The following is a 20,144-nucleotide window of genomic DNA, read 5'->3' as shown; positions in this document are numbered from 1 at the left end:
TTACGCATGCACACGGTAGTAGGAGGGGGATGCCGGATGGGGCCGGTCATCTCCAGGACACGAATTCGGGCATGGGCCCCTCAGACGCCGGAACGCAGCCTGGCCAGCGCGTTGGCACGGCCCTGCCGGCGAGCCACATGTGCTCCCCAGCCGATCGCCATGAGCTCGATGCCGATGGCAGTGAGCACGACGGCGTTCGGGCCGTGCGGCAGGAGCCTGGAGACCAGGTGGCCGCCAGGGATCATACCGTTACTGAGCGTGGGCACCGCCGCAAGCACGAGAACCGGGCCGATGACGCGCGCGCCGAGGGTGGAGCGGGCCGTCGAGGCGCCGGCCGCGGCCAGGGCCAGGAGGGAGACGAGGACGGCTGCGATCAGCAGCGGCCCGGTCTGGACACCGGGGGCGACTGCCCGCAGGTAGGTACGGGGCAGCAGAAAGGCCGCCAGTGCCAGCCCGGTGATGACCCAGGGCAGGGACAGGAGGTGGTCGCGGCGGCGCGAGGGCGGCGGCGTCGGAGTGGAGCCCACGGTCCGGTCGGCCTCGGTGAGGCGGAAGGCGGCGTGCCCCTGGGCCTGGCCGGCGCGGCGGGCCTGGCGCATCCCCCAGGAGCCACCCAGCCACAGGCCCGCCAGGGTGAGCATGAAACCGGTGCTGACGAGCCGCTGCAGCCAGGGCTCAGTCAAGGAGGCCGCGTGAATGGGGGCCAGGAAGACCATCGACTGGGCGGTCAGTGCGGTCAGTCCGGTGACGAGCGCGCCCAGCGAGGAGCGGCTGGCGAACAGCACGGCGGCGGCGGCGGACAGCATGAGGAGGGCGCCGAGCAGCAGGCCGGTGCGCAGGATCGAGGTCTGGTCGGCGGCCAGGCCCAGCAGGGCGGAGGCACCCAGGGAGAAGAGGACTCCGACGACGGCGGTGAGCACGTAGTCGGGGCGGCGACTGCGTGGTGGCCGACCCGATGCGCCAGGGGTCGCGGGCGGCGGGCCGGAGCCCGGTGCGTCATGGGAGGGGGAGTCACTCACCTGATCGAGTCTAGGGGGTGCGCTCGCCTCGTGCTGGTTTCCTCGGGATACGGGGCCAGGGGGCGCCTGAGGGCGTCTGTGGCCGGCGATGACCGTGGTGTGCCACAGTGGGGGCGTGGTGCGAATGTCTGTGGGGATCGGTTCGTCGGAGCCCAGGGGACCCAGGGGACCCAGGAGGCCCGTGGCGCGGGGCGTGACGGGTCGAGCCGGCATGCCGACCGACGGGTTGAATATTGGTGGGGTCGGCGCAGGTGCGCGGGCCGGGGCGGCCACCGACGGCGCCCCCTCGCCCGAGGATCCGGCGCTGGAGGCGCTCAGGGCCGTGGCCGCCGATGAGCGAGTGCGCGCCGCCGAGGCCGCGGTGCGTGAGGCCTGCTCCGAGCTGCGCTGGAACGAGGCCCTGCGACGCCGGTGGCGCGAGGCCCGCGCCGAGGCCGCGATCCGGGGCGCCATCGCCTCGGGCGGCGTCGAGGGCGCGGTGGTCTCCGCCGAGGTCCTGCGCGAGCAGGTGGTCGCCGGCTCCCTCACCCAGGCCGTCACCGGAGACGCGGGCCTGGACGCCGTGGCCGGGCTGTGGCGCGCCGGGACCCGCCTGGTCGGCTGGATGCCGGACCTGGTGGGCCGGGGACGGCCGGTGGTGCCCCCGGCGCGCTCGCTGCTGGCGGCGCTGCACCGCGACATCGTCGGCCCCCTGGCGGCCGGCGGCCGGGTGGGCCTGGGGGAGGTCGGTGTGCCGCGCGCCGGGCAGGCGCCCGCCCGGGAGGGCGGTCCGGGGGGCGCGCCGCAGGGCGAGGAGCTGGCGGCGAGGCTGGCGGGGCTGGTCGATCTCATCGAGGCGCCGCAGGCGCCGGCGCTGGTGCGGGCGGCCATCGTGCACGCCGAGATGCTGGCCGCCCGCCCCTTCGCCGCCGGGAACGCCGCGGTGGGGCGGTTGTTGGTGCGTCACCTCCTGGTACGTGATGGGCTTGAGCCGACCGGTACGGCCGTCACCGACCTCTACCCCGGTCGGGTGCCGGCGGCCTACGCCGAGGCCGCCGGGGCCTACGCTTCGGGCACCATGGACGGGGTGGTGGCCTGGGTGGTGTGGCAGGCCGAGGCGGTGCTCGCGGGCGTTCAGGAGGCCCAGCGCCTGTGCCGGGCGGTGCAGGCCGGCACCTGGCGGGCCGGGTGAGTCGGGCCGCCCAGGTGAGCCAAGCTCACCCCTGCTTGAGCCCGGCCGGAGGACTCAAAGGCCGCGGGCGCCGCGCGGGCGGCGTCGGGCCATGAGCCAGGCAGCGGTGCCCCCGACAGCCAGCACGCCGGCCACGTGGGCGATGACCGAGGCCCGGGTCGACAGGCTCGGTGGCTCCCAGCGCGGCCGTAGCCGCACCGGGCGGGCGAAGTCGCGCACCGGCCAGTCCCGCTCCTGCGCCAGGCGCCGCAGGTCCCGGTCGGGGTTGACGGCGACCGGATGGCCGACGGCGCTGAGCATCGGCTCATCGGAGATGGAGTCGGAGTAGGCCCAGCACCGGGCCGGATCGATACCGTGGGCGGCGGCGTCCTCGTGCAGCGCCACCACCTTCTCCGAGTGCAGCATGGAGCGGGAGATGCGCCCGGTGAACAGACCGTCCTCACCGACCTCCATGTGGGTGGCCACAGCCCGGTCGGCCCCGACGAGGCGGGCGATGGGGGCGACCATCTCGGAGATGGAGGCCGAGACCACCACGACATCGTGCCCGGCCCGGCGGTGGCCCTCAATGAGGTCGAGGGCCTCGGCGTAGACGGCCGGCTCGATCGCCGTGGTCAGGGCGCCCTCGACGACCTCCACCAGGTCCCGGCGGCTGATGCCGGCCGACATGAGGGCCAGATGCTCCATGAGGCTGCTGGAGCGCTGGGTGCCGGCGCCCACCAGGAGGTAGGGGATCTGGGCGATAAGCCCGTAGGCCAGGGCGCGGGAGGAGATGAGACCGCTGCGCCGCATCGGGGTCCCCAGCGCCCAGGTCGACGACGTCGCCAGGATCGTCTTGTCCAGGTCGAAGTAGGCCGCCGCACGGTGCCCGGTGGGGGCCGGCCCGGCAGGCGGGAGCTCCGGCGCAGCCGGTGGGGCGGTCGGTGCCGTCACTGGTGACGTCGCCGGCAGTCGGGAGGGGGCGCTTGCGCGGTCCTGCGCGCTCATGGACCCATCTCATCACGAGGGGAGCTCCGGTGTCAGGCGTGTGAGCCCCTCGGTTGCCTGCGTCGTCGCCGAGGCTGCCGCGCTGGGCGGCCCCGGGCCACGGTGAGGCGCGGTGGGACGCGGTGGGCGCGGGGCCACAGGTGCGTTTCTGCGCCTCGTCTCCACAGGGCCGACGACGTCGCTGGGCGCAGCCGCGGACGGGCCCGCACCCTGGTGGAGAGCCGCCGGCGGCGCCGCAGTACCGCCGTACCGCTCGTGCGGGCTACCGGCCGGGGAGCCGGGAGGCGGCTGTGGCAACGGCCGGCCGTGGGCAGGACCGGGGAGACAGTGAGGGAGCCGAAAGGAGAGGGCGATGCCGGTGGAGATGCCTGTGAGGCAGACGCCCGTTCCCGCAGGGGACGGCGCATGGCAGCCGGGGCAGCCACAGCTGCCTGGGACATCGGCGCAGCCGGAGGAGACGCTGACCATCCCGGCAGTGGCGGCGTCCGGGGGCGCGGCGGCTCCAGAGCCGGAGGAGAAGGACCCGACGTCGGAGGCCACGGAAGGAGCCAGGGCGAGGCAGGTGGCGCGGGTCAGACCGGCGACGGGGCGCAGGCCGGTGTGGGACGGCCGAGACGTCTCCTTCCCTCCCCTGAGGCCCTCCGCCGGTGAGCCTGCGCAGTCCGGTGCTGAGGCACAGCCGGGGGAGAGGGGAAGGATCCCGGGGGCGGCGCGCTCGGGGCGCCCTGCCCAGGTCCTGGCCGTCACCGGCGCCCGCGGGGGCCAGGGGGCCAGCGTCCTGTTGCTGCACCTGGCGTGGGCGCTGGGCCGCGCGGGCAGACGGGTGGCGATGATGGACCTCGACCCCACCGGCGGCCTGGACCTCCTGTGCGGGCAGAGCGTCCTGACCGGGCTGCGCTGGGCGGACCTGCCGGCAGAGGAGTCGGCCTTCCGGCCCGGCCACCTCGTCGGGGCACTGCCCGTGTGGCACGCCATGCCGGTCCTCACCGGGGATGTGCGCGGAGGCCCCCTGCCGTGCGCGGCGGCGGTCCTGGAGGCCATGCGGGCCGAGCACGACGTCGTGCTGGTGGACCTGCCCCGCGGGGCGTCCCCGCCGCCGGGCGCCGGGGTCCTTATCGTCACCGGGCTCGACCTGCGCTCGGCCGTCGCCGCCGAGAGCATCGCCTCGCGACTGCGGGGCACGGCGCCCGCCGCTGTCGTGGCCGCCGATGCTGAAGCCGCCGCGGCCGCCGACGCCGCTGCTGGGGTGCCGGTCTGGCTCGTGGCGCGCCAGGTGGGTGAGGACGTCCTCGCCGAGGACCTCGAGCTCATCACCGGCTGCCCGGTCCTGGGGCAGGTGCCCACCGACCGGGTCCTGGCCAAGCGGCTGGCCCTCGGGGAGGACCCGGTGCGGTCCCGCTCGGCCCTCCGGCGCGCCGCGAGCGCCCTGGCCCGCGAGCTGCTGCCCCGGCTCGCCGACGCCGCAGCGTCGGAGACCCGCACAACGAACCAGTTGGCGAATCAGTCGGCGAGCCGGCCAACGAGCCAGTCAGTGAATCAGTCAGGCGATCAGTCCAGGAGGCAGTCATGGTCCCGGTAAGTCCCGGTCAGCCAGGTGCCTCCGGCGGGGGTGGGGCAGACGGCCCCGAGCTCGCCCGTGTCCGCAGCGCCCTGGCTCGCGGCGTGGGTCTGGAGGAGGCCCTCAACGATGCCGCCGCCCCCGCCACCGGACAGGTGGGGATGGCGCGCCTGGGCCAGAGGGTGCGCGCCGACGTCGACGGCGCCGGGCCGATCCTCCAGCCCCTCATCGAGACCGAGGGCGTCACCGACGTCCTCGTCAGCGACGGGCGCACCTGGATCGACCGGGGGCGCGGCCTCGAACCGGTCCCCGCAGCCGCCATGGATGAGCCCGAGGTGCGGGCCCTGGCCGTGCGCATGGCCGCCTCCGCGCATAAGCGCCTCGACGACGCCTGCCCCGTCGTCGACGCCACCCTGCCCGACGGCACCCGACTCAACGCGGTGCTGCCGCCCCTGAGCGCCGATGGCACTCTCATCAGTCTGCGCACCAAGCGCCGCCGCGGCTTCACCTTGGACGAGCTCACCGCCGCCGGCACGATCGCCCCCGGCCTGGACGAGGTCCTGGCCGCCCTGGTGGCCGGCCGCGCCAGCTGCCTGGTCACCGGCGCCACCGGTACCGGCAAGACCACCCTCCTGGCCGCCCTGCTCTCACTCGTCCCGGCCACCGAGCGCATCGTGTGTATCGAGGAGGCCAGTGAGCTGCGCCCCCTCCACCCCCACGTCGTCCACCTTCAGGAGCGCGGCGCCAACGTCCAGGGCGTCGGGGCGGTCGCCATGACCTCCCTGGTGCGTACCGCCCTGCGCATGCGGCCCGATCGGATCGTGCTGGGAGAGTGCCGCGGCCCCGAGGTGCGCGATGTCCTCACCGCTCTCAACACCGGCCACGAGGGCGGCTGGGCCACCCTCCACGCCAACTCGCCCGCCGACGTCCCTGCCCGCCTGACCGCCCTGGGGGCCCTCGCGGGACTCGACGAGGCGGCTGTCGCCGCCCAGGCGGCCAGCGCCCTCGACGCCGTCGTCCACCTGCGCCGGCAGGCCGGCACCACCGGGGCGCGCCGCTATGTCGGCTCCATCGGCGTGCTGCGGCGTGAGGCGAGCCCGGCCGGAGCGGTCCTCATCTGCGAGGAGGCCCTGCACGTGACGGGCGACGGCCGCCTCAGGCCCGGCCCGGCCGTATCTGCGTTGCGGGAGCGGATCGGCCCGCAGGCCTTCGCCCGCACCGGCCTTGACGCACTGCCCGGGGCGGGGGAGAGGAGGCCGTGATGACTGACGCGACCAGTGGAGTGGACTTGGTTGGCGTGACGGGCACGGCCGCGATCCCACCCCCGGCAGCCCGCCTGGCCGGGCTGGTGGGTGGGACGGCGGGAGGCCCGGTGCCGGGCGCCTGGATCGCGGCGGTCCTGGTCGCCCTGGCCGCCGCCGTGCTCCTGCTGCCGGCCCGCCGCGACCTGCCCCGCGGCTGGACCACGGGCACCCCCGCGGCCCAGGCACGCCCGACGATGCGGCAGGCGGCGCTCGACGCGCTGCACTCCCGACGCACCGGGGCACCAGAACCGGACCTCGGGCTGCTGCTCACCGAGGTCGCCAGCCTCCTGCGCGCCGGCGCGACCCCGCAGCGGGCCTGGACGCGCGCCTGCGGGCGTGCCGGCCTCACCGAGGGCGCCGAGCCCGACGAGGACGGCGTCCCGCCCGTGCTGCGCGCGCTCGCGGACCTTCAGCACGACTCGTGGCTGCCCCGATGGAGCAAGGGGCGCCTGCGCTGGCACCCGCCCCCGCGCGGCCGGCGGGCCCGGCAGAGGCGGGCCACCGCCGCCGGGGTGCCGGGCGCTGTCGCCTCCTGCCGCCTGTCGACCGCCCTGGGGGCGCCGCTGGCCGACATCCTCCAGACCGTGGCCGGCGGGGTCGCTGAGTCCGGTCGCGCCGAGGCCTCCCGCCGGGCCGCCCTGGCCGGCCCCCGCAGCACCGCCCGTCTCCTGGCCTGCCTGCCCGTGGTCGGACTGGGGCTGGGGGTGCTCGTGGGCGCCGACCCTGCCTCCCTGCTGCTCGACGGCGGCGTCGGTAGCGCCGTGGGGGCGCTGGGCATCGGGCTCATGGTCGTGGGGCACCTGGTGACCAGGCGGCTCATACGGGCCGCGACCGAGGAGGGCGATGTCGTCGATGAGGCCCTGGTCCTGGATCTGGCCGCCGCGGCCCTGAGCGCCGGGGCCTCGGTGCCCGGGGTGCTCACTGCCTTAGGTGCGGCCCTGGAGGAGGAGGGGGCCGGCGTCGTGGGGCGGGCCCTGCTGCTGGGCGCCCCGTGGGAGGAGGCCTGGCAGGCGCCCGAGGACGAGCAGTGGAGGGCACGGCGCTCCCGCCTGGAGTCCTGCCTGCGCCCCGGCTGGGAGGACGGGGCCTCACCGGCCGCCCTCCTGGCGGCGACGGCGGCGAGCCTGCGCGCGGGGCGGCACGCCCGTGACGAGGAGGCCGCCGAGCGCCTGGCGGTGCGCCTGGTCCTGCCGCTGGGCGCCTGCCACCTGCCAGCCTTCGTCATCCTGGGGATCGCGCCAGTCGTCGCCTCGGTCGGTATGAGCATGCTCAGTGGGTGACGACGCCCGCCCGAGGCATGCTCAAGCGGGTACTCCTGCCCTCGTGGGTGCGCGAACCCCCGGCGGCCTGGCACGATGGGGGCATGGCACTGTCGAAGAAGCTGCTGAGCCGCGACGAGGTCGTGGTGCGGCACATGCACACCCACATCAAGGTCCTCCTGTGGCGGTTCGTCGTCGAGATCCTCCTGCTCGTGGTCGGCGTCGTCGCCTCGGTCATGGCCCCCACCAGCTGGCAGCCCTGGGGCATCGTGGCGATCTGGGTGGTGATCCTCGTCGTGAGCGTCCCCCTGCTGCTCCTGCCGTGGCTGCAGTGGTACATGCGCACGTACACCATCACCACCAAGCGCATCATCACCCGCTCCGGCATCGTCAGCCGCGTCGGCCACGACCTGCCCCTGACCCGGATCTCCGACATCCAGATGGACAAGGACGTCTCCGACCGTTTCTTCGGCTGCGGCACGCTGGCCCTGCAGACCTCCGCCGATGACCCGCTCCTCCTGCACGACGTCCCCCACGTCGAGACGGTCCAGGTGGAGATCTCCAACCTGATCTTCGACGACACCCAGGGCGCCATCGACGCCGACCCCCGCAGCTGAGCGGCGCGGAGGCGTCGATACGTAGAGAAGACGGCGGCCGCCGGTCCCCCAGAGAGGGAGCCGGCGGCCGCCGTCGTGATCGTGGTGATCGGGTCAGTCGAGGGTCTCGACGACGCCGACCGCCTGGGCCACGCCGGTCAGGGTGGCGGCGATGCGCACGGCCTCCCAGACCTGCTCGGTGCTCAGGCCCTCGCCGCGCACCGTGGCCTCGTGGGCGGTCACGCACTTCTCGCAGCCGTTGATGGTGGACACGGCCAGGCTCCACAGCTCGAAGTCGACCTTGTCCACACCGCCGGAGGTGCTGATGATGTTCATGCGCAGGCCCATGCGCTCGTTCTCGTAGGCCGAGCCCAGGAAGTGGCGCGTGCGGTAGGCGACGTTGTTCATCGCCATGATGGAGGCGGCGCCCAGGGCGGCGCTGATGGCCTCCTCGGACAGGTGGGTGCGGGCGTCCTCCATGACCTGGACCAGGACGGACTCGTTGCGGGTCGCGGCGGCCGCGGCCACGAAGGTGCCCCACTGCTGCTGCTCGGTCAGCGAGGAGGAGCGGGACAGGGTGGACAGGTTCAGGGAGAGGTCCTTGGCCCACTCGGGCAGGGCGGAGCGCAGGTTGTCGATGCTCATGTGTTCTCGTTTCGTCGTCGTGGAGATGGCGAGGTCAGGGGCTGGGGCGGGGCCCGTCAGCCCATCTGGCCCAGGGCGTCGATGGTGGCGGCGCCGGCCTGCCAGTTGCAGGCGCACAGCTCGTCGGACTGGAGGGCGTCGAGCTGGCGCAGGATCTCCTCGGTGTTGCGGCCCACGGAGTCGGCGGTCACGGAGACCGACTGGATGACGTTGTGGGGGTCGATGATGAAGGTGGCGCGGTCGGCCTCACCGGTGGCGCGCTTGATGCCCAGGGCCTCGGTGAGCTCGCGGTTGAGGTCGCTGGCCATGGGGAAGGGCAGGTCCTGGAGCTTGTCGTGGCTGCGGCGCCAGGCGTAGTGGGTGTACTCGTTGTCCACGGAGACACCCACGACCTCGCAGTCGCGGTCCTTGAAGTCCTGGTAGAGGTCGCCGAAGGCGGCGATCTCGGTGGGGCACACGAAGGTGAAGTCCTTGGGCCAGAAGAAGACGACGCGCCAGGTGCCGGCGGGGACCTGCGAGGAGACGGTGGTGAAGTAGTCCTCGGGCTTGCTGGCCTCAACCTCCTTGAGGTTGCCGGGAACGACGGCGGTGAGCTCGTAGGCGGGGAACTGGTCTCCGATGGTGAGAACGGCCATGGGTGCCTCCTGAAAGATGCGAATCGCGGTGCGAGTTGGTGCGGGTCTGCGCCGGCCCGTGCCGGCCCCGGGTGGGGCCGGTGCGGGGCGCCTCCGTCGGTCCAACCGTAAGGGGACAGGGTCATAGGTGCAACTAAGCCGTGTCCTATTTTTAAGAAGGTATACCTTATCTGGTGACGCTGTGGTGACGCCGTCCGATCCCGGCTGTCGGAGCCCGGCGGCTGAGTGCCTCCACCAGACAGTGCTCCCCGTCGGAATGAATCGCCGCCCGGCGGTGTTGTCACACTGTCGCCGCACGCCCGCGCAACCAGGTCAGGAGAAGCCATGAGTCCTCGTCTCAGCCGGATCAGCGTCCTCGAGCAGGTCCCTCTCTTCGAGGGCGGGGACGTTCGCCGCACCCTGGAGGACCTCGTCCACCTGGGACGCGGCCTGGAGGAGTCCGGCTACCACCGCCTCTGGCTGGCCGAGCACCACAGCACCGGCTCCTTCCTGTCCTCAGCGCCCGACCTGCTCATGATGCACATCCTGGACGCCACCAACCGTATCCGGGTGGGCTCGGGCGGCGTCATGGCCATGCACTACGGCTCGCTCCAGATGGCCGAGCGCTTCGCCACCTTGGCCGCCCTCCACCCCGGTCGCGTCGACATGGGCCTGGGCCGCGCCCCCGGCGGGGACATGCGCGCGGCCGCAGCTCTCAACCAGGGCCGCGTCATCGACCCCGACGCCATCAACACCCTCATCGAGGAGACGGTCGCCCTCCTGCGCGACGAGCTTCCCGCCACCCACCCCTACGCCTCCGTCGAGGTCCACCCCCTCCCGGCCCAGATGCCGGAGGTCTGGCTCCTGGGCTCCTCGGGCCAGTCGGCCGCCTGGGCCGGCGTCCACGACCTCAACTACGCCTACGCCCAGTTCTTCACCGGCCGCCAGCAGGTCGAGATCATGAACCACTACCGCGCCCACCTCCCCGAGGGGTCCGGCCGCGGCGCCATCCACGGGGGCCAGACCCTCTCCGCCCTGTGCGTCAGCGCCGCCGCCACCCGCGAGGAGGCCCGTGAGCAGGCCCTCGTGGCCGCCGACGCCCGCTTCAGCCTGCGCACCGGCCGCCCCATGCGCTTCCGTGACCCGGCCACTCTCGATGCCGCCTACCGCGCCGAGGTCGAGCGCTACCTCGAGCGCGACACCGCCATCATCGTGGGCACCTACGACGAGGTCGCCCAGGCCCTGTCCTCCTTCGCCGAGAACCACGGCACCGAGGAGGTCATGCTCATCAGCTACATCGACGACGTCGAGGTCAAGACCCGCCAGTACGCCGAGCTCGCCGCCCGCCTCCTGTGAGCCGGCGGGGAGCCCTGGGCACCCCGGCGCCCTCCCGCGCGGCGGGGCGCCAAAGATGAGTGGCGCCCCGCGTTACGGTCGGTTCCATGAGCCCCGCGAGCGCCCGGTCCGCCTCAGAGTCCTCCTCCTTCCCGCCCCCGGCGGCCACGCCCGAGCAGGCGGCGAGCCTGCGGGCGGACCTGGCCGACTCCGGCTGGGGAGTGGAGGCGGTGGCCGCCCTCCTGGGCGAGGTCGCCGACGCCGCCCTGCGCCGCGAGATCCGCCTGCCCGCCCTGCGAGCCGTGCGCGCCGCCCTGGCCGCCGGGGCCGTCCCTTCACCCGTGGCCGTCCTGACCGCCCTGTTCATGCTCGGTGAGCCGGTCCCCGCCACCGCCCTCGACGCCGCCCTGCCCCGCACAACGGCGGCGGGCGCCGCCGCCGTCGGCCTGGTCGGCGAGCCCGACGGGGCCGGATACGTCCGTGCCCTGGTCGACCTGCGCCCCCACGAGGCCGTCGACGACGCCGGTGAGGTCCGCTGGTGGGTGGCCTCCGACCTGGGCGAGCTCGTCACCGGCCGGGCCCTGGCCCCCGATCACGTCCTGGGCGTCGGCGGCGCCGGCCTCACCTTGGCGGGCCTGACCCCACGCACGCCCGTGCGCACCGCCCTGGACCTGGGTTGCGGCTGCGGCATCCAGACCCTCTACCTGTTGCGTCACGCCGAGCACGTGGTGGCCACCGACATCTCCGCGCGCGCCCTCGCTTTCACCGCCTTCAACGCGGCCCTGGCCGGCGTGAGCGTCACCGGCTCCGCCCCTAGTGCTGCCTCCGAGGCCGACGTCAAGCCCGGCCCCGCTTCGGGCTCCGGCAGCCTGGAGCTCCTGCGCGGCTCCCTCCTGGAGCCGGTGGTCGGTCGCCGCTTCGACCTCATCGCCTCCAACCCGCCCTTCGTCCTCACCCCGCCGGCGGTACGCGAGGCCGGCCTGCCCCTCATGGAGTACCGCGACGCCGGCGGCCCCATCCTGCCGGCGCTCGTCGCCGGGCTCGCCGAGCACCTCGAGCCCGGCGCCACCGCCGTCATGCTCGGCAACTGGGAGCACCGTGGCGCCGGCTCGTGGCGCGACGCCGTGGCCGCCTGGCTCCCCGAGGAACTTGACGCCTGGATCCTTGAGCGCGAGCTCCAGGACCCGGTGGAGTACGCCACCATGTGGCTGCGCGACGGTGGCCTGACCCCCGAGCGCGACCCGGAGGCCTTCGACGCCGCCCTGGAGGCGTGGATCGACGACTTCGAGGCCCGCGACGTGCGGGGCGTCGGCTTCGGCTACCTCATCGTCCACCGTCCCCGCCGCCCCCGCGAGCCCTGGCGCCTCCTGGAGGAGGTGGCCACCTCCGGACAGGGGGTCCTGGGGCCGCACATCGCTGAGGTGCTGGAGGTGCGCGAGCGCCTCGCCGGCCTCGACGACGACGCCGTCGCCGACCTCTGCCCGCTCCTGGCCCCCGATGTCACTGAGGAGCGTCACCTCATTCCGGGTGCCGCCGAGCCCACGGTCATCCTGCTACGTCAGGGCGGAGGGCTGGGGCGCACTCTGCAGGCCTCCACGGCGGTGGCCGCCCTGGCCGGGGTGGCCGACGGCGAGCTGAGCGTCGGGCAGGTCGCCTCCGCGGTCGCCGCCCTCAGTGAGCTGAATGCGGCCGACGCTCTCGCGCTGCGCGCGGAGATGGTTGAGGCGACCCGTCATCTCCTGACCACAGGATTCCTGCGTCCAGGAAAGTGACGACAGACAGAATGGGGATTTGAGGGAAACAAATGACGGCGAACGTCCGGTGGGTATGATTCCTTTCTGAGATAGTCGCGGGTTTGTTGTTGTCTTTCCTCTATTGTCGTGACGTCCTCGTCATCAATGAGATACAACTGAAACCCTTCCTGTGCGGCGACATTCCAAGGGAAAGTGTCTGCGGCGTGCAATGATGCGCGATCGTTGCCCCGTGAGCCGATTCTGAGGTGTTGAGGAAGAGGTCGGATGACCTACATTCCTCGGCAGTCACATTTGTCGTGCGCTCCCCGCGCACCCATCCCTCATGATCGGAATCCATCGGCATGTCCCAGTCATCACGTCGCCCGCAGTGCGGGCGTGAAGGACTACTGCGCAGATTCTTTGCAGTGGTCGGTTCTCTTGCGGTCGTCCTGGTGACCATGGTGTCGCTCCCGTGGACGGCGCCTCCCGCGGACGCCTCCACCAGTGACCTCACCATTCCCCTGGGGGACACCTCGGTGCAGATCTCCTATGTGCGCACCATTGACACTGTTAATCCCGTGTACGACACGGTGAACGGAGTCGGCCAGAACTACTACCCGTGGCAGTGGGCCTACTTGCGTGCCTGCACTCGCTACTCGCCGGGAGCCAACGCCTACTGGACTGACTATGTTCGCGGCAGCTCCAATCAGTACGCGGCGGTCGGTTATGGGCGCCAGACTGATGAAGGCCCCTGCCCCACCTCCTACCAAGGTGAGCCGGGGGATGTGCAGACCTCGCTGGGTTTCCAGCCCTCCAACACCACGAGCGTCAAGGCCGGAAACGTCTTCCTCGTGGGACGGATGCGCCACGTCAACAGCCCGATCTACTCCGACAACTACTCCACGACCAACCCCTCCCAGGGGAAGGGCACCACCTACTACGGCAGCTTCAACATCAACACCGCCCAGACGATTCAGGCCGACTTCCCGTGGAGTGAGTTCGACACCACGAACGTCTGCACCGGGAAGCTCGACTCGAACGGCAAGCTCATCATCGGTGACTACGGCACTGAGAATCAGGCGGTCAGGACGCAGTACGCCTACGACCGGAACGGGAGGGTTGGCCGTTACGACGGGTCCACCTACACCTACATGTACAAGAACGGCTCCCTGGTCCGGTTCAACGGCTCCATGACCCAGGACTTCACCGACAAGATCGGACACAGCTGCGCCGACGACATCCTCGACATCATGTCCGACCGCTCCGACACCTCCTGGACGGACCCCAACACCGGTATCAAGTACAAGCTCAAGCTGTGGGGATTCGTCAACAACGGAAACAACCAGGAGTGCCGACCTGACCTGGAGAAGGCAGAGACCTCCGAGCTGGAGGAGCGCTTCGTCACCCGTGAGCGAGCCGTCTCCTACGGCTGCCTCTACGGCTCCATCGAGCAGGAGCGTCCGGTGACCTTCGCCAAGGACGTCAAGGCGGACTCATCGGTTCAGGGATCGTTGACGATCCCCACCTTCAACTACGTCAACGCCTCACCGGAAGGAACCTTCGGCGCCAAGAACTGGGGGACCCCCAAGTCCCTGACCCCCACCTGGAACGCTGAGGACGTCGACCCCAAGGACTACACCCTGCTGGCCCCCAACGACGCCGCCACGGTGCAGGAGGCCGGCACCACCCCGCAGGCCGCCGTCGACCGGACAACCGGAGATGTGTGGACCACCGGCTGGTTCCTGCGCGACGTCAGCTGCACGGTGGGGAACGGCAGCGCCCCGCTGCTGCGCCGTGACGGAACCACCCGCCTGGACAAGTCCGACTCCGTGAACCTCGAGCAGCGCACCATCCGCCTCGATGAGACCCAGCTGGCCGAGCGCCAGGACGAGGTCGCCGTCAAGTGCGTCTGGCACAACGAGTACGTCGTCGGCCGCGGGCGCGTCACCCTCGTCAACATCGTCGACGGCGGCAGCGCCAGGCCCGAGCAGTGGACCTTGACCGCCAAGCCCGCCACCGATGGGCTCTTCGGGCAGAAGACCATCACCGGTGCCAGCGGCTCGTCGGCTGTCAGCAAGGTCTACACCGCCGGCGGCACCTACGGCCTGTCCGCGGGCAACGGCCCCGAGGGCTACTCTCAGAACGGCCCCTGGGTCTGCACCAACGACGACGGCAGCAACGTGCCCGTCAGCGCGGACAACAAGTTCGTGCTGGGCGAGGGTAAGAACGTCACCTGCGTCGTGCACCAGAAGCCCCAGCAGACCCCCGTCAGCGCGGTCAAGAGCGTTGAGGGCGCCTCCGACGCCGCCACGGCTGGCTCCTACTCCCTGAGCTACACCTGCACCCCGGGCCCCGACGGCAAGGGCACCTCCACTGGCAAGATCACGGTGGACGCCCAGGGCAATGCCGCGAACCTGCCCGCCCAGCGCGTGGGCGCCACCTGCACCGTCACCGAGGATGCTCGTGACGCCAGGGGACTCAAGCAGCCCGGAACCCCCGCCGGCGGAAGCGTCAGCTGGAAGGACCCGGCCGCCTTCAAGGTGGTCACCAACCCCGGCAACCAGGAGAGGGAGCTCGCCTCCACCGCCGTGGCCCCGACCAACGGCAACGCCGGCGGTGTCACCTTCACCGTGCCCGACTCCACGCAGGGAGCCGTGCGGATCAAGGTCGTCAACTCCGTCGTCCCGCACGCCGGTATCGACAAGACCTTCAGCAAGGTCACCAAGAGCACCGAGAAGGTCAACGGTCGCACCACCTTCGACCAGACCTACACCATCACGGTGACCAACCCCTCCGCCAAGGCGGGCCTCACCTACGACCTCAACGACGCCTGGCAGGTCCCCACCGGGGTCACCGTCCACAAGGTCAGCATCTCCGGTAGCGCCATCAACGGCACCGAGACGCCTCAGGCCGGAGTGCCCTACGTCAAGACCGGCATCTCCCTGCCCGCAGGCCAGAAGCACACCTACACGGTGGTGCTCAACGTCTCCGGACCCGACGCCGGACTGCCCGGCATCCAGGGAACCTGCACCCCGGGCGCCGTCGGTCAGGGCAAGGCCATCTACAACAAGGCCTCGGTGACCACGAAGGGCGACGGGCAGCCCAAGGAGGCCGCGGCCTGCGGCACCCTGCCCGCCAACCCCCAGTTCAAGGCCTCCAAGACCCCGCTCGACGTGGTCCGCAACGGCGATGGCACCTTCACCTCCAGCTACACGGTGACGGTCACCAACACCTCGCTGGTCGCCAGCCCGGTGGCCGCCGACCTCACCGACACCCCGCAGATGCCCACCGGCACCCGCCTGAGCCGGATCAAGGTCCTGGAGAAGGGAGTCGACGCCCAGGGCGTCACCCTGCCCGCCATCAACCCTGCCAACGGAACCCTCAACGGCTCGATCACCCTCATCAAGGGCGGTACCGGCGAGAGCCTCGCCGCCGCTCCCCGGGCCGGGGCCGACGGTGGCAGCCGTACCTTCACGATGCAGATGACCTTCACCGTTCGCGAGAACACCCCGGGCTACAACGAGTCCGACTTCCAGTGCGGTCACCAGCGCGCCGACGGCAAGCCCTCCGGCCTGGTCAACACCATCGCCATGGAAGGCGACACCGACGGCGAGGGGAACAACCACGGCTGCCTGTCCACCGACGGCAAGCTGAAGTTCTCCAAGGAGGTCACCACCCAGCCGGGCAACGGCTCGACCTTCGACGTCGTCTACACCGTGAGCGTGGTCAACGAGGGATCGCTGTCGGTGTCCACCGGACCGATCAACGACAAGCCCTCCTTCGCCCCCGGGCTCAACCCGACCCTGGTCAAGGTGCAGCGCGAGATGGGACCGACCCGGACGGTCAACGCCCAGGCCGACGGCTCCTACCGCCTGTCCGACAACGAGACCCTCTACTCGGGCCTGACGATCCGCTACACCGTCACCTTCACAGTGAAGATCGACCCGTCGGTCACCGGATACCGCGATGAGCTGCTGTCCTGCACCACGGACAAGGGGCGCCTCGTTCCCGGCCACGGCCTCTACAACAAGGTCGTTCCTCAGGCCGGCAAGGACTCCGACACCCGGCCCGACCACGACGTGGCCTGCGCCAACGTCTCGCCCAATGCCGGCAAGCGCATCCTGTCGATCGTCAAGACCGGCAGCCAGGGCCCCCTGGATGACGCGGCCTTCGACCTCTACCCGATGGACCCCTCCACCCCGGGTGCCAAGCCCCTGACCGACGGCGTCACCTTCACCGGCGGCAAGGGAACCGGAACCTTCACCACCACGGGACTGGCCATCAACCGCGAGTACTGGCTGGTGGAGACCAAGGCTCCCGCCGGGCACCAGCTCATGGCCAAGCCGGCCCGCTTCAAGGTGACCGACACGGGCATCGAGCTCATCACCGCCACTCCCGGCGGCTCGGCCCTGACGGTCTCGCGCAGCGGGGCCAGCAAGTCCGACGACACGATCACCGTCCGAGATCTCCAGATCGGCACCCTGCCACTGTCCGGTGGACGCGGAATCGGCATGAACATCGCCGTCGGAATCGCGGCCATCACCGGCGCCGGCCTGCTGGCACTGCGTCAACGAAAGACTTCCTCGTTCGGGCGCTCAGCCTGATCGCGAGAAGAACCCACGACTCCGCTCCGTCGCGCGCGGGTCACCCCTTCTATCCCTCATTCATCCCAACAACACAGGAGAGAACAGCAATGCACTCCCTCAACACGCGCCGGGGCCTCGGCCTCGCCGCTGCGATGACGCTCGCCGCCGGCGCGCTCGTCGCCCCGACCGGCGCGGCGGCACCCGCTGACCCGAACGGCTCCACCATCGACCCCGACGCAGCCACCACGCTGACCGTCCACAAGTGCGAGCAGACCGACACCAACGGCGTCAAGGAGGGGACCGGCAACGAGGACCCCCAGGCCGAGTGCAAGCCTGTCTCCGACGTCGAGTTCACCATCACCAAGCTGAACGTGGACCTGACGACCTACGACGGCTGGAAGACCCTCGCGGACCTCAAGGGTGACGTGGTCAAGGCCGGTGCCCTCAAGAGCAACACCGTCCAGAAGATCACCACCGGTGCCAACGGTCTGGCCTCCTTCACCGACGCCCAGACCGAGGTCGGTGCCTACCTCGTCAGTGAGACGCGCACCCCCGACAAGGTCATCCCGGCCGAGGACTTCGTCGTCACCCTGCCGATGACCAACCCGCAGGACACCGCCAAGTGGAACTACAACGTCCACGTCTACCCCAAGAACACCCTCTCCGGTGTGGACAAGCAGGTGACGGACAAGCCGGCCCCCGGCTCCGGGCGCGACATCACCTACACCATCACCACCTCCATCCCGAAGGTGGACTACCCCGGCGGTGCACGCATCAAGCGCTACGAGGTCGTTGACCGCCTTGACAAGCGCATCAACAAGGACGCCCTGACTCCGGTCGTCAAGATCGTCGGGCAGAACGAGACGACCCTGGCGAACGGCACCGACTACAACCTCATCACCGCCGAGGGCAAGGACCACAACTGGGCCACCATCCAGCTCACCGAGGAGGGCCGCCGCAAGGCCTCCGAGGCGCGCTACAACGGCAACGGTGACACCAAGATCGAGGTGACCCTGACCGCAAAGTTCGACGCCGCCGTCAACCTCGAGGGCGACCTGTCCAACACCGCGGGCCTCATCCCCAACGACAGCCCCAACTTCACCTGGGACCCGAACAACCCCGGCACCACCACGGACATCCCCGGCATCCCCACCACCCCCGTGCTTTCCAAGTACGGCAAGGTGGTTCTCACCAAGACCGGTACGGACGACCTGGCCGACAAGACCAAGTACAACGGCGCCCAGTTCCAGGTCTACGAGTGCACCAAGACCGCCAGCGGTGCCACGCTGCGTGACTCCGACCCCAGCACCCAGACCGTCGACCCGCTGACCATCGGTGGGGAGAAGACCTTCACCACCGCCGGCCAGGGCACCGTGGAGATCAACTACCTGCGCGCCAACGACTACGTCAACGGCGCGAAGAAGGACCAGCTGACCGACGAGGACTACTACTGCCTCGTGGAGACCAAGGCCCCCGAGGGCTACAACCTCCAGGCCGACCCGCTCCCCTTCCGGGTCCTGGCTGAGAAGGCCGAGAAGAAGGCCGCGACCGAGGTGACCGTCACCGACGTCCCGAAGAACGCCGGCTTCCGCCTGCCGCTGACCGGTGCCAACGGCGTCATCTTCCTGACCGTCGCCGGCGCCCTGCTGGTGGCCGGTGGTGCGGTGGTCGCCTACGCCAACAAGCGCCGTCACGTTGCCAAGCACTGACAGCCCCTGGCAGCCACTGGCAGCCACTGAGGTGACCGGCCCCAGCCGGCCGTCATCACGCTGACTGCTTCCTTGTGGGGGAGGCGGGAGAACCCGTCTCCCCCACAAGGGCGTCGCAGGGATCCTCCCTGCCAATCGTTAAAGCCACAACCGATCCCCACCCATCTCTCGCAGCGAGCTCCGCAGACAACCCGACGCAGGAAGGCACGGTTCTCCGTGACAGCGCTACTCCCATCACTTCGTGACCGCATCTCCCAGTCCCGCATGAGCCAGGCCCAGGGGGAGCCCGACGGCGCGGACACGCAGCCCGGCCCCGACGGCCCCGCCTCGCCGGAGACCGACCCGAAGAAGGCGGCCCGCCGCAAGGTCCTGCGTGAGCGCTTCCTGACCTGGCTGCCGCTGGTCCTGGTCCTCGTCGGCGTCGCCGTCCTCCTGTACCCGGTCATGGCGACCCAGCACAACAACGACGAGCAGCAGCGCCTGGCCAAGATGTACACCGCCACGGTGAACTCGGCCGGCCCGGAGACCATCGCCAAGGAGCGCGCCTCCGCCGAGACCTACAACAACAACCTGGAGAGCGCGCCGATCCTCGACCCCTGGCTCGAGTCGCAGCGCCCCGACACCCCCCAGTACCAGGCCTACCTCCACGAGATGGACATCGACCCGGTCATGGCCCGGATCGTCATCCCCTCCATCCACGTGAGCCTGCCCATCTACCACGGCACCGACAGCCGCACCCTGACGGAGGGAGTCGGGCACCTGTTCGGCACGAGCCTGCCGATCGGCGGCCCCTCCACCCACTCGGTCCTCACCGGTCACACCGGGCTGTCCACCGCGACCATGTTCGACAACCTCAACCAGCTCAAGAAGGGCGACGTCTTCTACGTCTCCTCCTTGGGGCAGACCCTCAAGTACGAGGTCAACGACATCACCGTCGTCAAGCCCGAGGAGACCGACTCCCTGCGCAAGGTCCCCGGACGCGACCTGGTCACCCTCATCACCTGCACGCCCTACGGCGTCAACTCCCACCGCCTCCTGGTCACCGGCGAGCGCGTCCCCATGGACCCCACGGCCGCCGCGGCCGAGGAGGCCAAGGCCCTGCCCGCCCCCATGCAGACCTGGATGAAGGCCATCATCGTGGCCGTCGTCATCATCCTGGCCGTCGTCGTCGGAATCCTCGTGCGCCTGTGGTGGACGCGCCGTCGCCGCTCCCGGGGTGCCGCTGGGCGAGCCGTCAAGGGCTCAGCCGCCCGCGAGGCAGGTCGCGGTGACGTTCGCAGTGATGCCCTCAGTGAGGGCCGCGGTGATGACTTACCCGACGACGGCGCGCGCGAGCGCTGGCCCGGACGCCCCCTGCAGGACGTCGTCGGCTCCGCCGGGGCCGCCGGGGCAGCCGTGGCCGATGCGCAGTTCACCGATGACACCAGCGAGCTCGAGGTCATCAGCCCATCAGGTGCGGCGGGGCAGAGTGCCGGAAGTGACGTCTCCCAGGACCCGCAGGCCGCTCCCGTCGAGCAGTCGGCCCCCAGGACGGCCTCCCCCTACGGGCCGATCACCCCGGCGGCAGGCGGCCAGGGGGAGGACCCCTTCAGCGACCTGAAGGCACGTGAGTCGTGAGCAGTCCCGCACAG

Annotated in this window: 14 protein-coding genes; 10 read left to right on the top strand and 4 right to left on the bottom strand. The window is 71.2% G+C overall.

Going from position 1 to position 20,144, the window contains the following annotated elements; genetic code table 11:
* Positions 1 to 80: 80 nt before the first annotated feature.
* Entirely contained in the window at positions 81 to 1,019 is a 939-nt protein-coding gene (locus FK267_RS00170) for a hypothetical protein (RefSeq protein WP_232622452.1), read from the bottom strand.
* 193 nt (positions 1,020 to 1,212) lie between these two features.
* Here FK267_RS00170 and FK267_RS00165 point away from each other — a divergent pair, with 193 nt between their 5' ends.
* Entirely contained in the window at positions 1,213 to 2,190 is a 978-nt protein-coding gene (locus FK267_RS00165) for a Fic family protein (RefSeq protein ID WP_428839582.1), read from the top strand.
* A 54-nt stretch (positions 2,191 to 2,244) separates the two neighbouring features.
* Here FK267_RS00165 and FK267_RS00160 read toward each other — a convergent pair whose 3' ends face one another.
* The gene (locus FK267_RS00160; protein ID WP_075373906.1) at positions 2,245 to 3,174 is read right to left on the bottom strand and encodes an HAD family hydrolase; all 930 of its coding nucleotides are present in this window, start codon (positions 3,172 to 3,174) and stop codon (positions 2,245 to 2,247) included.
* Between the two features lie 364 nt (positions 3,175 to 3,538).
* Here FK267_RS00160 and FK267_RS00155 point away from each other — a divergent pair, with 364 nt between their 5' ends.
* The 4 genes from FK267_RS00155 to FK267_RS00140 all read left to right on the top strand — a co-directional run bounded on the left by FK267_RS00155 (position 3,539) and on the right by FK267_RS00140 (position 7,912).
* Positions 3,539 to 4,753 (top strand): cellulose synthase operon protein YhjQ/BcsQ, encoded by a 1,215-nt coding sequence (locus FK267_RS00155; RefSeq protein ID WP_139018994.1) that lies wholly within the window; start codon positions 3,539 to 3,541, stop codon positions 4,751 to 4,753.
* On the top strand, positions 4,741 to 5,994 hold the full coding sequence (locus FK267_RS00150) for a TadA family conjugal transfer-associated ATPase (protein ID WP_141405761.1): 1,254 nt from the start codon (positions 4,741 to 4,743) through the stop codon (positions 5,992 to 5,994). The genes FK267_RS00155 and FK267_RS00150 overlap by 13 nt, the downstream gene beginning before the upstream one ends.
* On the top strand, positions 5,994 to 7,316 hold the full coding sequence (locus FK267_RS13510; protein WP_249039326.1) for a type II secretion system F family protein: 1,323 nt from the start codon (positions 5,994 to 5,996) through the stop codon (positions 7,314 to 7,316). The genes FK267_RS00150 and FK267_RS13510 overlap by 1 nt, the downstream gene beginning before the upstream one ends.
* 83 nt (positions 7,317 to 7,399) lie before the next feature.
* Entirely contained in the window at positions 7,400 to 7,912 is a 513-nt protein-coding gene (locus tag FK267_RS00140; protein ID WP_141406226.1) for a PH domain-containing protein, read from the top strand.
* A 93-nt stretch (positions 7,913 to 8,005) separates the two neighbouring features.
* On the opposite strand, the gene ahpD is transcribed toward FK267_RS00140, so the two are convergent.
* Both ahpD and FK267_RS00130 read right to left on the bottom strand, forming a co-directional pair.
* Positions 8,006 to 8,536, bottom strand: a complete 531-nt coding sequence (ahpD, locus tag FK267_RS00135) for an alkylhydroperoxidase, AhpD family (protein WP_141405760.1) — start codon at positions 8,534 to 8,536, stop codon at positions 8,006 to 8,008.
* 56 nt (positions 8,537 to 8,592) lie between these two features.
* Positions 8,593 to 9,171, bottom strand: a complete 579-nt coding sequence (locus FK267_RS00130) for a peroxiredoxin (RefSeq protein WP_009747315.1) — start codon at positions 9,169 to 9,171, stop codon at positions 8,593 to 8,595.
* 324 nt (positions 9,172 to 9,495) lie between these two features.
* On the opposite strand from FK267_RS00130, the gene FK267_RS00125 reads away from it, so the two are divergent.
* The 5 genes from FK267_RS00125 (at position 9,496) to FK267_RS00105 (ending at position 20,130) form a co-directional block, all read left to right on the top strand.
* Positions 9,496 to 10,506 carry an MsnO8 family LLM class oxidoreductase gene (locus FK267_RS00125; RefSeq protein WP_141405759.1) on the top strand — a complete coding sequence of 337 codons (1,011 nt, stop codon included), beginning with the start codon at positions 9,496 to 9,498 and terminating at the stop codon, positions 10,504 to 10,506.
* 86 nt (positions 10,507 to 10,592) lie between these two features.
* The gene (locus FK267_RS00120) at positions 10,593 to 12,257 is read left to right on the top strand and encodes a DUF7059 domain-containing protein (RefSeq protein WP_141405758.1); all 1,665 of its coding nucleotides are present in this window, start codon (positions 10,593 to 10,595) and stop codon (positions 12,255 to 12,257) included.
* 386 nt (positions 12,258 to 12,643) lie between these two features.
* Positions 12,644 to 16,822, top strand: a complete 4,179-nt coding sequence (locus FK267_RS00115) for a SpaA isopeptide-forming pilin-related protein (RefSeq protein ID WP_232622450.1) — start codon at positions 12,644 to 12,646, stop codon at positions 16,820 to 16,822.
* 89 nt (positions 16,823 to 16,911) lie between these two features.
* The gene (locus tag FK267_RS00110; RefSeq protein ID WP_141405756.1) at positions 16,912 to 18,513 is read left to right on the top strand and encodes a SpaH/EbpB family LPXTG-anchored major pilin; all 1,602 of its coding nucleotides are present in this window, start codon (positions 16,912 to 16,914) and stop codon (positions 18,511 to 18,513) included.
* Positions 18,514 to 18,729: 216 nt separating this feature from the next.
* On the top strand, positions 18,730 to 20,130 hold the full coding sequence (locus tag FK267_RS00105) for a class C sortase (RefSeq protein ID WP_075379071.1): 1,401 nt from the start codon (positions 18,730 to 18,732) through the stop codon (positions 20,128 to 20,130).
* The last annotated feature ends 14 nt before the right edge of the window (positions 20,131 to 20,144 follow it).

It is taken from the genome of Actinomyces oris (genome assembly GCF_006546825.1).
GTDB lineage: Bacteria > Actinomycetota > Actinomycetes > Actinomycetales > Actinomycetaceae > Actinomyces > Actinomyces oris.
Note: the sequence above shows the minus strand (reverse complement) of the source record. Positions and strands in the feature narration are given on the sequence as shown.

Bases quoted from the DNA above. Each gene is read 5' to 3' on its own strand.
- ahpD (WP_141405760.1), bottom strand. From the start codon at position 8,536: ATGAGCATCGACAACCTGCGCTCCGCCCTGCCCGAGTGGGCCAAGGAC.
- FK267_RS00140 (WP_141406226.1), top strand. From the start codon at position 7,400: ATGGCACTGTCGAAGAAGCTGCTGAGCCGCGACGAGGTCGTGGTGCGG.
- FK267_RS00150 (WP_141405761.1), top strand. From the start codon at position 4,741: ATGGTCCCGGTAAGTCCCGGTCAGCCAGGTGCCTCCGGCGGGGGTGGG.
- FK267_RS00155 (WP_139018994.1), top strand. From the start codon at position 3,539: ATGCCTGTGAGGCAGACGCCCGTTCCCGCAGGGGACGGCGCATGGCAG.
- FK267_RS00130 (WP_009747315.1), bottom strand. From the start codon at position 9,171: ATGGCCGTTCTCACCATCGGAGACCAGTTCCCCGCCTACGAGCTCACC.
- FK267_RS00160 (WP_075373906.1), bottom strand. From the start codon at position 3,174: ATGAGCGCGCAGGACCGCGCAAGCGCCCCCTCCCGACTGCCGGCGACG.
- FK267_RS00120 (WP_141405758.1), top strand. From the start codon at position 10,593: ATGAGCCCCGCGAGCGCCCGGTCCGCCTCAGAGTCCTCCTCCTTCCCG.
- FK267_RS00125 (WP_141405759.1), top strand. From the start codon at position 9,496: ATGAGTCCTCGTCTCAGCCGGATCAGCGTCCTCGAGCAGGTCCCTCTC.
- FK267_RS00110 (WP_141405756.1), top strand. From the start codon at position 16,912: ATGCACTCCCTCAACACGCGCCGGGGCCTCGGCCTCGCCGCTGCGATG.
- FK267_RS13510 (WP_249039326.1), top strand. From the start codon at position 5,994: ATGACTGACGCGACCAGTGGAGTGGACTTGGTTGGCGTGACGGGCACG.